Genomic DNA, 15,701 nt, shown 5'->3' with positions numbered 1-15,701 from the left:
CATATATTAAAATTAAAATTTCGCTTGGATACATCTGAGTTCAAAAATAACTGTAATAAAAAAGTTGTTTTTTTGGACTCAGATTTTTATATAATAGAATAAATCTTGAAAACATGGTTTTAGTTTCTATATAGGGTACGCCAATTTTAATATGAGTTTTTCCGAAATATTATTAAAAATGACAAAAAACTTTAAAAAATTGGATTTTGTTATGGATTTTAACTATGTTATAATGAAAAAGTGTTTATGTTTTTTATAATGAAAATAATAATCATAGTAAAAAATCACACAAAAAAAATTGAGGAGTGTTTTTATGATAGAATTTAAGAATGTAAGTAAAATTTATAATAACAATGTAAAAGCCTTAGCTAAAGTTAATATAAATATAGAGACAGGAGAATTTGTTTTCCTAGTTGGTCCTTCGGGGGCTGGTAAGTCAACATTTATAAAAATGCTTCTGAAAGAAATAGACCCAACAGAGGGAAAGATAACAGTAAATGGGACAGATTTATCAAATATAAAGAGAAATCAAATACCTTACTATAGAAGGAAAATAGGAATGGTATTTCAAGATTTTAGATTAATACCAACTCTTAATGTATATGAAAATGTTGCATTTGCTATGAGAGTTGTTGAATCTTCTCCAAGAGAAATAAGAAGAAGAGTTCCTATGGTACTTTCATTGGTAGGATTATCACACAAATATAAAATGTTTCCTACTGAATTATCAGGAGGAGAACAACAAAGAGTTTCATTAGCAAGAGCCATAGTAAACAATCCAGCAGTTTTAATAGCGGATGAGCCTACTGGAAATTTAGATCCTGAAACAGCTACAGAAATAATGAATTTACTAGAGGATATAAATAGAGCAGGAACAACAGTATTAATGGCAACACATGCTAAAGATATTGTTGATACTATGAAGAAACGTGTTATAGCCATTGAAAAAGGGCAAATAGCTAGAGATGAAATGAGAGGTAGGTACGAAGATGAAATTAAGTAGTATTAAATATTTTATAGTAGATGCATTTAAGAGTATAAGAAGAAATAGAACCATAAGTTTAGCCTCAATGGCAACTGTATTAATGACTTTATTAATATTTGGAGTATTCTTATTAGCAGCACTAAACGTTGGAAAAGGTGTGCAAGATATAGAGTCAAAGGTAGAGATTAAAGTATTCTTAAAAGATGATATAACTATGATGGACCAAAGAGATGTTCAGATTAAGTTGAAGGAACAAACTGGGGTTAAAGATGTAAATTATGAATCAAAGGAAGAAGCGTTAGATAAATTTAAAGATCAATTAAATGAATATAAAGATTTGCTTAATGGATATAATAGTGATACAAATCCATTACCAGCATCTTTTCTAGTTACACTTGAAAAACCTGAATATGCCAAAGATGTAGCAAATTCAGTAAGCAGTATGACAGGTGTAGAGAATATTGGAAATGACCAAGATGTTATAAATAAGATTTCTTCATTTACTAAAGCAGTAAGATGGGTTGGTGTAGCCTTATTTGTAATATTAGTAGCAGTTTCATTATTCTTAATAATTAATACTATAAAATTAACAGTTTTTTCAAGAAGAAGAGAAATTGGTATAATGAAATTTGTTGGAGCTACTGATTGGTTTATAAGATGGCCATTTATCATAGAAGGCGTGATTATTGGATTAGTGGGAGCTATAATGTCAAACATAATATTGTTTTTTTCGTATAAAGCACTATTCTCATTATTATCTAAACAATTAATTACAGTAAGTTTAGTTAGTCCATACTATGTTTTAAGCACTATGTCATGGGAATTTATATTAGGTGGAATTCTTATAGGTGCCTTTGGTAGTATAATTGCCCTAAGAAAGTTCTTAGTCGTATAAAATTAAAAAAATTATTAATTTTATCATATTATGCCCCATAATGAAAATATAATATAAACCTGGGTATAATTTAAATTAGGGTTATGAATGGAGGCAAAGGATGGAAGATAATCATAATAATAAAAGGGTAAGTTCTAAGACATTTAAGATTATTGCTATTGCTTTACTTATAGTTCTATTTATCGGAAGTAATGCATTATCTTTATTCTTAGGGAATAAAATGGCTTTTAGTGGAATATCACTTCCTGGAGTTGGAGGGAGTTTAGCAAAAGATTTTCAGAATATAAATGATATAGACAAATATAAGAAACTTTTTGCTATAAGAGATGAGTTATACAAAAAGTATGATGGACAAATTGATGATAACAAGCTTCTTGATGGAGCAATTAAAGGTATGACAGCGGCACTTGATGATCCATATACAGTATATATGACAAAAGAAGAAGCAAGTGACTTTATGGGAAAGATGCAAGGGAATTTTTCGGGTGTTGGAATACAATTAGATATTAAAGATAACAATCTCGTTGTTGTTTCGCCTATAGAAGGGTCACCAGCAGAAAAAGCAGGAGTTGTAAAAGGTGATATAATTCTTAAGGTAGATGATAAGGATGTTACAGCAAAAGAATATGATAAAGCCGTTGCAATGATAAGAGGAGAAAAGGGAACTAAAGTTAAACTTACCCTAAGTAGAGAAGGTAAGGGAACTTTTGATTTAACATTAACAAGAGATACTATTTCAGTAAAATCTGTTAAAGGTGAAATAATTGAAAATGGAATTGCATTAGTATCCATATCTTCTTTTGATGAACATACGGATAAGGAATTTATTGATACCTTAAATTCCTTAAAGTCAAAGGGAATGAAAGGGATAATACTAGATCTTAGAGGCAATCCCGGTGGATACTTAAGTACAGCAGTTAATGTAGTTTCACAATTTATTGATAAGAGTAAAGTAATAGTGTCCACTAAAGATAAATATAATAATGAGGAAAAATCAGTATCTAAGGGTGGTAATTTCATTAATACTCCTTTAGTTGTACTTACAGATGAAGGAACGGCTTCAGCGGCAGAAATAGTATCAGGAGCGCTTAAAGATTATAAGGCAGCTACTTTAGTTGGTACTAAAACTTTTGGAAAAGGTGTTGTACAGAGTCCAATAGAAATGAATGATGGGACTTTATTAAAAGTAACAATATCTAAATGGTATACTCCTAATGGAAATAATATTCATAAAACAGGTATTATGCCGGATATACAAGTAGAATATCCAAAAGAGTTGCAAACAAGCCCATATAATAGAAGTAAAGATCCTCAGTTTGAAAAAGCTTTGGATGTAATTAGAGAAAAACTTAAATAGGAGGATTGAAGACTATGGATCTGACTATGTATACATTGAGATCTGTAGCTTATGCAATATTTGGGCCGTATATGTTTTTTGTGCTCATATTACTCGGGGTAATGTTTTATTTTAAAAATAGAAAAGTATCATTGATGCAAAAAATGATAATAGGGGAGAGTATTAACTCTCCCCTAGAACTTACATTGTCTCAGATTGTACTTGGAATTTTTGCAGGAGCTATTGGCAGTTTAATATTAAGCTATTCAGGAGTATTATTTGGTGAAAAATCAGGAATTGAGTGGGTATTTTTACTATCAATCTTATTGATGATTTATAGACCAAAGTTTGTATGCTTTTCATATAGCGGTTCAATATTAGGGATAATTAGTATTATACTTTATCAAATATATGGAGATAAAGCTCCAATAAATATAAGTATAATCAATCTTATGATTTTTGTGGGTATACTTCATATTGTTGAAGGATTACTTGTTATGTTTGATGGTAGCAGAGGTGCTATTCCTGTGTTTACTAATAAGAGTGGGAGAATATTTGGCGGATTTGCCCTAAATAGATATTGGGCCTTACCTATAGCTATTTTTATGATTATTACTAGTTCGACATCTCAGTTTGGTACTGAATCTATTAATACGCCTAATTGGTGGCCACTTTTAAATCATAACTCTACCTTAGAATTTTTGAAGATGGCAGTAGTGGGGTTATTCCCTTTTTATGGGATGATAGGTTATTCATCTATTACTTTCACTAAGAGCAAACGAAAAAAAGCAGTGATGTCAGGAATATTCATTTTATGTTATGGAATGATTCTAGTTTTAGTATCTCAGCTTTGTAGGGTAGGTCTAATTGGAGAGATTATTGTGGTTATTTTTGCTCCATTAGCACATGAAGTTATGATAAGACTTTCGAATAGTATAGAAGCAAAATCAGCGCCTATGTACATAAGTGATGATCAAGGTATATGTATTCTTGAAGTTTCCCCTAGTTCTCAAGCTTCTAAGCTAGGGATAAGAAGCGGAGATAAAATTATAAAAGTTAATGAAGAATATATTCAAAGTGAACTTGATATTTACAAAATAATAAGGGAAAGTTATTTAGATATAAAATTAAGAATAAAGAAACTAAATGGAACGTTTCATGACTTTACAATTACTCCTGATGAAAATAGGAGAATAGGAGTAGTATTAGTCCCTAAGATGGTAAAAGAAGAACAAGTGGTTAAGTTAAATAATGATTTTCAAGAGATATTAGAAAATATAAAAAAGAAAAAAGATGATGAATAGTTAAAATTAATAAAAGTAGTTTATGTAGGCTTGAAATATGTGGTATAGGGTTTTTATAGAGAACTTAAAACCCTTTAGTATTATTTTAAGCTTACATTTTTTATTTAAGTACGTCATTTTATAAGTTGACTGGCAATAATTAAAGGTATAAAATATATTTACACAAACAAATGTTCGTAGGAGGCGGTTATGGGAAAGTTTAAAATAGAATCAAAATTTAAGCCGACAGGAGACCAGCCAGAGGCTATAGATAGTATAGTTAATGCATTAAATAATGGAGATAGGGGTCAGACACTTCTTGGAGTAACTGGGTCAGGAAAAACTTTTACAATGGCGAACATAATAGAAAGGGTACAGAGACCTACCTTAATATTAGCGCACAATAAAACACTAGCAGCTCAACTTTGCGGAGAGTTTAAAGAGTTTTTCCCAGACAGCATAGTTGAATATTTTGTATCCTATTACGATTATTATCAGCCAGAAGCATATGTCCCACAAACGGATACCTTTATAGAAAAGGATGCTTCAATAAATGATGAGATAGATAAGTTACGTCACTCTGCAACTTCAGCACTTTTTGAGAGAAGAGATGTTATAATTGTTGCCTCAGTTTCATGTATATACGGATTAGGAAATCCAGAGGAATATAAAACACTTACAATTTCATTGAGAACTGGTATGGAAAAGGAAAGAGATGAAATAATAAGAAAGCTTATAGAGATTCAATATGAAAGAAATGATATAGATTTTGCAAGAGGAACCTTTAGAGTTAGAGGAGATTCGTTGGATATTATTCCTGCATCTTCTTCAAACAAGGGTATAAGAATTGAATTCTTTGGAGATGAGATTGACCGAATTAGAGAATTTGATGTTCTTACAGGTAAAATTTTGGGTGAGAGAAAGCATGTATCTATATTCCCAGCATCCCACTTTGCTACATCTTCTAGTAAGTTAGAAGTTGCATTAGGAATTATAGAACAGGAATTAGAGGAAAGATTAAAAGTGCTTAATGCAGAGGGAAAATTGCTTGAAGCCCAAAGACTAAAACAGAGAACAAATTTTGATATAGAAATGATAAGGGAAATGGGATATTGTACTGGAATAGAAAACTACTCTAGAATTTTGGATGGAAGAGCTCCTGGAACTTCACCTAAAACATTAATAGATTATTTCCCAGAAGATTATTTATTATTTATAGATGAGTCCCATGTAACACTTCCTCAAGTAAGAGCGATGTATGCAGGGGATAGAAGTAGAAAAGAATCCTTGGTAGAGTATGGGTTTAGATTGCCTTGTGCTTATGATAACAGACCATTGAAATTTGAAGAATTCGAAGAAAAAATAAATCAAGTTGTATTTGTATCAGCAACTCCTGCAGCTTATGAAATTGATCATTCAACTAATATAGCAGAACAAATAATAAGACCTACTGGATTACTAGACCCTGTAGTTGAAGTAAGGCCTGTAGAAGGACAAATAGATGATCTTTATGCTCAAATTAATGAAACAATAAGTAAAGGCTTTAGAGTTCTAGTAACAACATTAACAAAGAGGATGGCTGAGGACTTAACTAAGTATATGAAGGATTTAGGAGTTAAAACTACCTATATGCATTCTGATATAGATACGATTGAAAGAATGAAAATCATAAGAAGTTTAAGACTAGGAGAAGTGGATGTTCTTGTAGGTATTAATTTATTAAGAGAAGGGTTAGATATACCTGAAGTTGCCTTAGTGGCAATATTAGATGCTGATAAAGAAGGATTCCTTCGTTCAGAAACTTCATTAATACAAACAATAGGAAGAGCTGCAAGAAATTCTGAATCAAAGGTTATTATGTATGCAGATAGAATAACAAATGCTATGGATAAGGCATTAAAAGAAACTAATAGAAGAAGAGAAATTCAAATGAAGTACAATGAAGAACATGGAATTACTCCTCAAACTATTATTAAAGATGTTAGAGATGTTATTGAAGCAACTAAGAGTGCAGAGGAACAAGAAACTTATAGCATAGCAGCATTATCTTTAGAGGAAAGAATAGAAGATCCAAAGAAACTTATTAAAAAATATAAAGCTGAAATGGCAGAGGCAGCTAAGAATCTTCAATTTGAAAGAGCAGCTGAACTAAGAGATATGATAAAGAGTTTAGAATCAAAATAAGTAGAAGTATAAAAAATGGAAGGCTTGCCTTCCATTTTTTTATATTATCTATTAGGTTACAATTAATGCATCTTAAGAATGAGAGTTGCTTAATGATAAATGTAATCCTCCTTCAGGTAAAATTCCTTTAAATAAGGTTTTTGTTATATTATGTTTGTCAATTACATAAGTAAATAACAATGCGAAACTTAAACCAGCAACTGTGAAACTTACCCAGCCTAAAGAAGGAATTTTATCTAAAAGTAAATTACCAACTGGACGATGTAGATACATAATAATTAATGAGTTTTTGCCACAATAATTAAGGAATCTTTTTAAACGACCATTGTATAAATTATTACTAAATGCAAGTATAAATATTGTAAAGCATAAAGGATATATTAAATCCCATTGGATAGATTTAAAGTAGGAATCTTTAATATTCATATAATAATAAATATTCTGAGTAGAATTTATATGAAATAAAATGAAGCACATAATCCCGCTAATAATCATAGCTGATTTTGTAACTAAGTATTGCAGAATATTCTTTGAATAAAAACCTATGGAGTAATATGCTATTGCTATAGGAACTACATCAATGTCTAGGGGATACCAGTATCTATCAGTTATATCTGTTATTTGATTTGGAATAACCTTCATTGAATATATATGGGCAGCTATGTATCCAATAGCGATTATTGCAACAACATAAGGTGTTTTAAAATGAGTTTTTAATTTTGAAAATATAAACTTACTTATTAATAATACAGGTATAAACCAAAAAACTCCCCAGGCTGCTTTACCACTATATATATGATTGTTAAAAGATTGAATAAAGTTACTTAATGAAATCATATCAGGAGAAATTAAAAAATCAAAGATTATATCAATAGCTGAAAAACAAATATATGGTATATAAAATTTCAGAAATTGAGTTTTGAAGTTAATTCCATCCCTATAAAGTAACCCACTAATTATAAAGAATGCAGGCATGTGAAACCAATACATATATTGGGCATACTCGAAAGGGCTATGAGATAAAATTACTGTAATTATTAATATTCCTTTTGCTATGTCTAAGTACTCAATTCTCTTATTCATAAAATATCCTCCTGTATTGCATCTAAAAAAAGTATAATCGAAATTTGTTTCATTTCTATGTCAAAACTTATAGTAGATAAAGTGAAATTCCGAAAAAATTATCAAACGAATAATCGTCAAGAACATAATAGTTTAAGGATATGAATTTTATGTGAAGAGGATATGAAAATAAGATAAGAAATACAAAGACCTTTAAAAATAGTATTAAATAAAGAAATCAGAAATATACAAAAAAGGTCATGGTATGATAAAATGAGTTAAATATTAAACTTTTCAAATAACAATAATTTATAAATTCCAGGAGGATATTATGGGATTTTATGTACGTATAAAGCAGTATGCAACAGAGTTTACCCAGGCAGAACAAAAAATAAGTGATTATATATTACAGAACCCTGAAGAAGTGATTAACTTCTCAGCGCAGCAATTGGCCGAAAGAACAGAAACCTCTGCAGCCTCTGTAGTAAGGTTTTCTAGAAAACTTGGTTTTGGCGGTTTTGGAGAACTTAAGATAGAAATTGCTAAAACAATTACTAATAACTATGAAGATAATTTTGATGCAATAATATCTTCCGAGGACTCAATTATAGATATTACTGATAAATTAGTTAATAAAGCTGTCACATCAATAAAAGAAACTCAAGGATTAATAAACTTTAAAGATCTAGAAGAAGCCATAGATATAATACGTAAAGCAGAAAATGTATATCTATTTGGAGTAGGGGCATCGTCATTGGTGGCCATGGACTTCATGTATAAACTTGCTAGAATAAATAAACGAGTAGTTTATTTTATGGATAGCCACTTGCAATTAGCATCCTCAGTTCACATAACAGAAAAAGATGTGGCAATAGGAATATCTTATGGAGGAAAAACAAAGGAAGTAAATGAAAGTATATCTATAGCAATCGAAAAAGGAGCAAAAGCTATAGCAATTACTAGCTGTAATAAAAATCCTCTTTCTAGTATGAGTGATATATCATTAAAGGTACCTAATGCAGAAAAACAGATTCGTTTTGGTGCAATATCTTCAAGGGTGGCTCAGCTTATAATAACAGATACATTATTTTTAGGTGTTGCAATTGATAACTTAGATAAGGTTGAAAATAGTTTACTAGAAACTCGAAAAGCAGTAGAAAAACTGAAATAATATTTCAAAAGCATCTTCAGAAATTAAGCTGAAGGTGCATTCTTTTTACATAATATAAAATAAAATTTCAAAAAATAATAAAAATACTTGAAATATTATTTCAAAGGTATATAATTATAAATAAGAACAATAAACGGGGGTGAAAAAATGAGTGATATTAACTTAGAAATACTTGTAACAGAAAAAAGAAATGAAAATACTAAGAAGATAGATTCAGTAACAACAGTAGAAATGCTTAAATTAATTAATAATGAAGATAAAGCAGTTCCATTAGCAGTGGAGAAAGAATTAAATAAAATTTCAGATGCTGTAGATTTAATTTCAAGCAAGATTAAGGAAGGTGGACGCTTCATTTACTGTGGTGCTGGAACATCAGGAAGATTAGGTGTCTTAGATGCTTCAGAATGCTTACCAACTTATGGTGTAGGTGATGATGTAATAGTAGCATTAATCGCAGGTGGAAGAGATGCAATGTTTAAAGCAAAAGAGGGAGCAGAAGATTCTAAGGAACTTTGTGTAAAGGATTTAAAAGATATTGAATTTACCAATAAAGATGTTTTTGTTGGAATCGCAGCATCAGGAAGAACTCCATATGTCATAGGAGGATTAGAATATGCAGGAAGCATAGGCGCTAGTACTATTTCAATTTCTTGCAATCCGAATTCACCAATGGCCAAGATATCTGATATTTCAATAGCACCAGTGGTAGGTCCGGAAGTTGTAACTGGGTCAACTAGAATGAAGGCTGGTACGGCCCAAAAACTAGTATTAAATATGATATCTACAGGAGTAATGATTAAGATGGGAAAAGTATATGGAAATCTTATGGTTGATGTAAACCCATCTAATGAAAAGTTAGTAGAACGTGCAAAAAGAATAGTAATGCAAGCTACTGATGTTAGTAGAGAAAAGGCTGAAGAAATACTTAAAGAAACAAACTATAATGTTAAGCTTTCAATTATGATGATTATTTCGAACTTAGATAAAGAAAAAGCAGAAGAACTATTATTACTAAACTCAGGCTACATAGCTAAAGCAATAGAATCATTAAAATAAAACTTAAAAAACAATTAAAGAGGGGAGTGTAAAAAATGACAAATTTAGAACTTGCAATGGAGATTTTAAAAAAGGTAAACGGAAGTGGTAATGTAGCTAGTTATGCAAATTGTATGACTAGATTAAGAATTAAAGTTAAAGACCTTGATAAGGTAGACTTTGATGGGTTAAAGAAAATTGATGGTGTTCTTGGAGTTATACAAAATGAAACAGTACAAGTTGTAATAGGTCCAGGAAAAGTTAAAAAGGTAGCGGATGAGTTCGGAAAACTAGTTGAAATGAAAGGCGGTACAGTGGAAGAATCATCTGAAGGGGAACATGCTACATTGAATGAAAACCTTGCCAAAGAAACTAAAGATAAATATAAGAAAAAGCAAAATACAAAGGTACATGAAATCCTTAAAATAGTAGGAAATATATTTGTTCCATTAATTCCCGGGTTCGTTTCATCAGGATTAATTTTAGGTATTTCAAATGTCATAGCAAATATGGCAACAGCGGGAATAATAGATAAAGGAGTTATTAATGCATCCTGGTTTATTTTATTAAAAACTATTGGAGGATTATTATTTGGAGCTTTAGGAGTATTTACTGGTATAAATGCAGCTAAAGAGTTTGGTGGAACTGGTGTAATTGGAGGTATTGCTGGTCTACTAATATATTCACCTGCATTAACTCAATTAAAGACCTTTAGTATTTTTGGATTTGACTTACAAATTGCTACAGGCTTAGGTGGAGTATTAGGAGTTATTCTTGCAGCTTATATATTCAGTGTAATTGAAAAATACTTAAGAAAGTATATACCAGATTCATTAGATTTGATGATAACACCTTTAGTTACTATATTAGTAGGATCATTTATAACAATTGCAATTATTATGCCTTTATCAGGATTTATTATGAATGCTATTACTTGGTTCTTAGTAGACTTCTGCTTGTATAAATTAGGTGCACTAGGAGGATATATTTTAAGTGCAACATTCTTGCCTCTAGTGACCGTTGGATTACATCAAGGATTAACACCAGTTCATTTACAACTTATTGAAAAAGATGGATTTACAACATTGCTTCCAGTTTTAGCAATGGCAGGCGCTGGTCAAGTTGGTACAGCTATAGCTATCTATGTTAAAACTAAAGATAAGTCACTAAAAAATAGAATAGCAAGTGCACTTCCAGTTGGATTTTTAGGTATTGGGGAACCATTAATATATGGAGTTTCACTACCTCTTGGAAGACCATTTATATCAGCATGTATAGGTGCAGGATTTGGTGGAGCTTGGTGTGCAATATACAAATTAGGAGCTATAGCAGTTGGTCCTTCTGGATTAGCATTAATTCCACTTGTTGCACAAAATAAATATTTAGCATATTTTATAGGTCTTTTAATTTCTTATGCAGCAGGCTTTATATTAACTTACTTCTGGGGATTTAAAGAAGAGATGGTTGAAAGATTATATGACTAATTAATAAAATGTAAGGATGAATGGAATTTAACTATTCATCCTTATATATTTATAGTTAAGATTTCAGAATTAGGAGGGTAAATATGCTTGGAATTTCTATATATTTAAGTGAAAATGAACAAGATAATATGAAAAGAATTGAGGATGCATCAAAATATGGGATAGATAAAATTTTTACTTCGCTACATATACCTGAGGATAGAAATAAGGGGGAACAACCAGCTTTATTTAAGCGATTATGTGAATATGCGAAGAAGCATTCTATGGAAGTATATGGTGACTTTGGACCAGAAAGTTTTAAAAGAATGGGATTATATATTAGTGATATTAAAGGCATATATGATGCTGGCATAAGCGGAATAAGAATAGATTATGGATATGATGATGAAACAATAGCTGAAATATCTAAAGGCATTAGAATTTTCTTAAATGCTAGTACATTAACAAGAGAGCAGATAGTAAATTTAAAAGAATTAGGAGCAAATTTTAAAAATATTGAAGCTTGGCATAATTTTTATCCTAGACCTGAAACTGGGCTTGATAAGGCGTACTTTATTGAGAAGAATAAAATGATTAAAAGTTATGGAATAAAAGTATCAGCTTATGTGGTAGGAGATAAGCTTAAAAGAGGTCCATTGTTTTTGGGATTACCAACTCTTGAATGCCATAGATTTGAGAGTCCTTATAATAGTGCAGTTGAACTTTTATATGAGTATGACGTGGATGATGTATATATAGGAGATATAGAAGCATGTACAGAAACCCTAGAAAGAATGGCACACCTTAAAGAGAATATAATTGTTCTAAGATATAATAAAGAAGCTTGTTCTGAAAGATATAAGGAATTACTAGATAAAACTTATACAAGCAGGGGTGATGAGTCAAGGGATGTAATTAGGGCCGAGGAGTCTAGAAGCTATGCAGGAAGCAATAGTACAGTAATAAAAAAAGAAAATACTATTGAAAGATATAAAGGAAGTATAACAATAGATAATGAAGGTTATAAAAGGTATATGGGAGAATTACAGATAACTAAAGATGATTTAAGAGCTAATGAAAATGTAAATGTTATAGGAAGAATAATAGATGATGATATAAGTCTTATTAACTTTATAAAAGGGGGAGTAAGATTTAAATTAATAGAAGTTTAGATATAAATATAAAAGATGTATTCGATTTTATGGTAAAGCATATAAATGGATACATTTTTTTATTTTTTATATTATTGACTAATAAGTTTTAAACATATAAAATATTATTTATACGAACAAATGTTCATATTTAAATGCATTGAATTACATAATGACTTTAGGCAAGAATACAAAAAGATAGATATATTTCAGGAGGAAAAAATGAAAGACAAGATAATTATAAAAGGAGCAAAGGTACATAACTTAAAGAATGTAAATTTAGAGATACCTAGAGATAAATTAGTTGTTTTCACAGGGCTTTCAGGTTCCGGAAAGTCATCTTTAGCCTTTGATACTCTTTATGCGGAAGGACAAAGAAGATATGTAGAATCATTATCCGCATATGCAAGACAATTTTTAGGTCAGATGAATAAACCTGATGTAGAATATATTGAAGGGCTATCACCAGCAATTTCTATAGATCAGAAAACTACCTCTAAAAATCCTAGATCAACTGTAGGTACAGTTACAGAAATTTATGATTATTTAAGACTTTTATATGCTAGAGTTGGAGTACCTCATTGTCCTAAATGCGGAAAAGAAATAACTCAACAAACTGTAGATCAGATAGTTGATAGGGTAATGGCATTAGGCGAAAAAACTAAAATTCAAGTATTAGCTCCTTTAGTAAGAGGAAGAAAAGGAACCCATGAGAAAGTATTAGAAATCATTAAAAAGAATGGATTTGTTAGAGCAAGAATAGATGGTAACATTTATGACTTAACTGAAGAAGAGGTAAAGCTTGAGAAGAATATAAAGCATAGCATTGAGGCAGTGGTTGATAGATTAGTTATAAAAGATGACATAGAAAGAAGATTAACTGATTCTTTAGAAATGGCACTTAAACTAGGAGATGGACTTGTTCTTATAAACATGGTAGGTGGAGAAGATATATTATTCTCCGAGAAATTTGTTTGTCCAGATTGCGGAATTAGTATAGATGAATTAGAACCAAGATTATTTTCATTTAATACTCCTTTTGGAAAATGCGATTATTGTGATGGATTAGGAACATTATTAGAGATAGATGAAAACTTAGTTATTCCAGATAAGTCATTATCAATTATGCAGGGAGCTATAGCATCTTGGGGAGAAGGAAGATTAAAAGAAGATGCTTGGACTTTTGCAGTTTTAAAAGCATTAAGTGAAAAATATGATTTTAGTCTTAATACTCCAATAAAGGATTTACCAAAGAATATTGTTGACCTTTTGCTTTACGGAACAAAAGGTGAAAAAACAAAAGTTGAATATGTTAAGGATGGAGTTAAGGGAATATATTCTCATAGTTTTGATGGTGAAATAAACTCTTTAAAGAGAAGGTATATGGAAACAAACTCTGACTTAATAAAAGGTGAAATAGAAAAATATATGAGCAATAATCATTGTCCTAAATGTAAAGGGGCAAGACTTAAGCCAGAAGCATTAGCAGTTACTGTTGGAGATAAAAATATAAATGAATTTACAAAATTATCAGTAAAAGATGAGTTGCAGTATATTGATTCTATAGAATTATCAGAGAAGAATAAGGTTATTTCTGCACAAATTCTTAAGGAAATCAAAAATAGATTACAATTTCTTAAAGATGTGGGTTTAGATTATCTAGATCTAGCTAGAAATTCAGGAACCTTATCAGGGGGGGAAGCACAAAGAATAAGACTTGCTACCCAAATTGGATCTTATTTAATGGGAGTTTTATATATTTTAGATGAACCAAGTATAGGGCTTCACCAAAGAGATAATGATAAATTAATCTCAACCTTAAAGAACTTAAGAGATGTGGGAAATACAGTAATAGTTGTAGAGCATGATGAAGATACTATTAAAGAAGCAGATTTTATAGTAGATATTGGGCCAGGTGCAGGAGAGCATGGAGGAAATATAGTTGCAGCAGGACCTCTTAGTGTAATTGAGACTTCTAAGGAATCAATTACTGGACAATATCTAAGAGGTGAAAAGAAGATTGAGGTTCCAAAAGAAAGAAGAAAAGGTAACGGTAATTTTATAACTGTTAAAGGAGCAAAAGAAAATAATCTTAAGAATGTTAATGTAAAATTCCCATTAGGTGCATTAACAATGGTTACTGGGGTATCGGGTTCAGGAAAAAGTACATTAGTGAATGAAATTTTATACAAAGGACTGTATAAGACAATTAATAGATCTAATATAGTACCTGGAGAGCATAAGGAAATACTAGGACATGAAGCGATTGATAAGATTATTGATATAGATCAAAGTCCAATAGGAAGAACTCCACGTTCAAATCCAGCAACCTATACAGGAGTTTTTGATATAATCCGTGAGCTATTTGCTCAAACAACGGAATCAAAAATGAAAGGATATAAGGCTGGCAGATTCTCCTTTAATGTTAAAGGTGGAAGATGTGAAGCTTGTTCTGGAGATGGAATAATAAAGATAGAGATGCAGTTCCTTTCAGATGTATATGTTCCATGTGAAGTATGTAAGGGAAAAAGATATAATAGAGAAACTTTAGAAGTAAAATATAAGGGTAAAAATATAGATGATGTTTTAAATATGACTGTAGAAGAAGCATTAAAGTATTTCGAAAACTTACCTAGAATAAAAAACAAACTTCAAACTTTACATGATGTAGGATTAGGGTACATCAGATTAGGGCAGCCTTCTACGCAACTTTCTGGAGGAGAAGCACAGAGAATTAAACTTGCTTACGAGCTTTCAAAGAGAAGTACAGGAAAAACTCTTTATATACTTGATGAGCCTACAACTGGATTACACATAGATGATGTTAGTAAGTTAGTAGAAATACTTCAAAGATTAGTTGAGGCAGGAAATTCTGTTGTTGTAATTGAACATAATCTTGATATGATTAAATGTGCAGATTACATTGTAGACTTAGGACCAGAAGGTGGAGATGGCGGAGGTACAATAATTGCAACAGGAACTCCAGAACAAATAGTGAAGGTTAAAGAATCTTATACTGGGAAGTACTTGAAGAAGTATCTATAAGCAATCAAAGATTAATTATTTAAGAATATAGAAATTTAATGAAATACATCATTAAGGGTATCCTATTTATATGTAATAAACTGAAATAATT

Annotated in this window: 11 protein-coding genes; 10 read left to right on the top strand and 1 reads right to left on the bottom strand. The window is 30.6% G+C overall.

All coding sequences use genetic code 11. The annotated features are described in order from the left end of the window. Positions 1-313 precede the first annotated feature (313 nt). The 5 genes from ftsE to uvrB all read left to right on the top strand — a co-directional run bounded on the left by ftsE (position 314) and on the right by uvrB (position 6,683). Positions 314-1,003: a cell division ATP-binding protein FtsE gene (gene ftsE, locus PTZ02_RS15400; protein ID WP_274228682.1), complete on the top strand. Its 690-nt coding sequence runs from the start codon at positions 314-316 to the stop codon at positions 1,001-1,003. Further along, a complete protein-coding gene (gene ftsX / locus PTZ02_RS15395) occupies positions 990-1,880 on the top strand; it encodes a permease-like cell division protein FtsX (RefSeq protein ID WP_274228681.1) in 891 nt (296 codons plus the stop codon). The genes ftsE and ftsX overlap by 14 nt, the downstream gene beginning before the upstream one ends. Positions 1,881-1,980: 100 nt before the next feature. Further along, a complete protein-coding gene (locus PTZ02_RS15390) occupies positions 1,981-3,237 on the top strand; it encodes a S41 family peptidase (protein ID WP_274228680.1) in 1,257 nt (418 codons plus the stop codon). A gap of 14 nt (positions 3,238-3,251) precedes the next feature. Next, positions 3,252-4,520, top strand: a complete 1,269-nt coding sequence (locus PTZ02_RS15385) for a site-2 protease family protein (protein WP_274228679.1) — start codon at positions 3,252-3,254, stop codon at positions 4,518-4,520. A gap of 189 nt (positions 4,521-4,709) precedes the next feature. Further along, positions 4,710-6,683 carry an excinuclease ABC subunit UvrB gene (gene uvrB / locus PTZ02_RS15380; protein ID WP_274228678.1) on the top strand — a complete coding sequence of 658 codons (1,974 nt, stop codon included), beginning with the start codon at positions 4,710-4,712 and terminating at the stop codon, positions 6,681-6,683. A gap of 72 nt (positions 6,684-6,755) precedes the next feature. Here the strand turns inward: uvrB and PTZ02_RS15375 are convergent, their stop codons facing one another. Beyond that, positions 6,756-7,766 carry an acyltransferase family protein gene (locus PTZ02_RS15375; RefSeq protein WP_274228677.1) on the bottom strand — a complete coding sequence of 337 codons (1,011 nt, stop codon included), beginning with the start codon at positions 7,764-7,766 and terminating at the stop codon, positions 6,756-6,758. A 310-nt stretch (positions 7,767-8,076) separates the two neighbouring features. Between PTZ02_RS15375 and PTZ02_RS15370 the strand changes: the two genes are divergently transcribed. The 5 genes from PTZ02_RS15370 to uvrA all read left to right on the top strand — a co-directional run bounded on the left by PTZ02_RS15370 (position 8,077) and on the right by uvrA (position 15,610). Then, entirely contained in the window at positions 8,077-8,916 is an 840-nt protein-coding gene (locus tag PTZ02_RS15370) for a MurR/RpiR family transcriptional regulator (RefSeq protein ID WP_274228676.1), read from the top strand. Positions 8,917-9,063: 147 nt separating this feature from the next. Next, positions 9,064-9,972 carry an N-acetylmuramic acid 6-phosphate etherase gene (gene murQ / locus PTZ02_RS15365; RefSeq protein WP_274228675.1) on the top strand — a complete coding sequence of 303 codons (909 nt, stop codon included), beginning with the start codon at positions 9,064-9,066 and terminating at the stop codon, positions 9,970-9,972. A 35-nt stretch (positions 9,973-10,007) separates the two neighbouring features. Next, positions 10,008-11,435: a PTS transporter subunit EIIC gene (locus PTZ02_RS15360; RefSeq protein ID WP_274228674.1), complete on the top strand. Its 1,428-nt coding sequence runs from the start codon at positions 10,008-10,010 to the stop codon at positions 11,433-11,435. 83 nt (positions 11,436-11,518) lie between these two features. Beyond that, positions 11,519-12,586, top strand: coding sequence for a DUF871 domain-containing protein (locus PTZ02_RS15355; protein WP_274228673.1), 1,068 nt, complete (start codon positions 11,519-11,521; stop codon positions 12,584-12,586). Positions 12,587-12,787: 201 nt separating this feature from the next. After that, positions 12,788-15,610 carry an excinuclease ABC subunit UvrA gene (gene uvrA, locus PTZ02_RS15350; protein WP_274228672.1) on the top strand — a complete coding sequence of 941 codons (2,823 nt, stop codon included), beginning with the start codon at positions 12,788-12,790 and terminating at the stop codon, positions 15,608-15,610. The last annotated feature ends 91 nt before the right edge of the window (positions 15,611-15,701 follow it).

Origin of the sequence: Clostridium sp. 'White wine YQ' (genome assembly GCF_028728205.1) — a bacterium.
Classification (GTDB): Bacteria; Bacillota; Clostridia; order Clostridiales; family Clostridiaceae; genus Clostridium_T.
The sequence above is the reverse complement of the archived record's forward strand: the minus strand, read 5'-3'. Positions and strand labels throughout refer to the sequence as shown.

Bases quoted from the DNA above. Each gene is read 5' to 3' on its own strand.
- ftsE (WP_274228682.1), top strand. From the start codon at position 314: ATGATAGAATTTAAGAATGTAAGTAAAATTTATAATAACAATGTAAAA.
- ftsX (WP_274228681.1), top strand. From the start codon at position 990: ATGAAATTAAGTAGTATTAAATATTTTATAGTAGATGCATTTAAGAGT.
- PTZ02_RS15390 (WP_274228680.1), top strand. From the start codon at position 1,981: ATGGAAGATAATCATAATAATAAAAGGGTAAGTTCTAAGACATTTAAG.
- PTZ02_RS15385 (WP_274228679.1), top strand. From the start codon at position 3,252: ATGGATCTGACTATGTATACATTGAGATCTGTAGCTTATGCAATATTT.
- uvrB (WP_274228678.1), top strand. From the start codon at position 4,710: ATGGGAAAGTTTAAAATAGAATCAAAATTTAAGCCGACAGGAGACCAG.
- PTZ02_RS15375 (WP_274228677.1), bottom strand. From the start codon at position 7,766: ATGAATAAGAGAATTGAGTACTTAGACATAGCAAAAGGAATATTAATA.
- PTZ02_RS15370 (WP_274228676.1), top strand. From the start codon at position 8,077: ATGGGATTTTATGTACGTATAAAGCAGTATGCAACAGAGTTTACCCAG.
- murQ (WP_274228675.1), top strand. From the start codon at position 9,064: ATGAGTGATATTAACTTAGAAATACTTGTAACAGAAAAAAGAAATGAA.
- PTZ02_RS15360 (WP_274228674.1), top strand. From the start codon at position 10,008: ATGACAAATTTAGAACTTGCAATGGAGATTTTAAAAAAGGTAAACGGA.
- PTZ02_RS15355 (WP_274228673.1), top strand. From the start codon at position 11,519: ATGCTTGGAATTTCTATATATTTAAGTGAAAATGAACAAGATAATATG.
- uvrA (WP_274228672.1), top strand. From the start codon at position 12,788: ATGAAAGACAAGATAATTATAAAAGGAGCAAAGGTACATAACTTAAAG.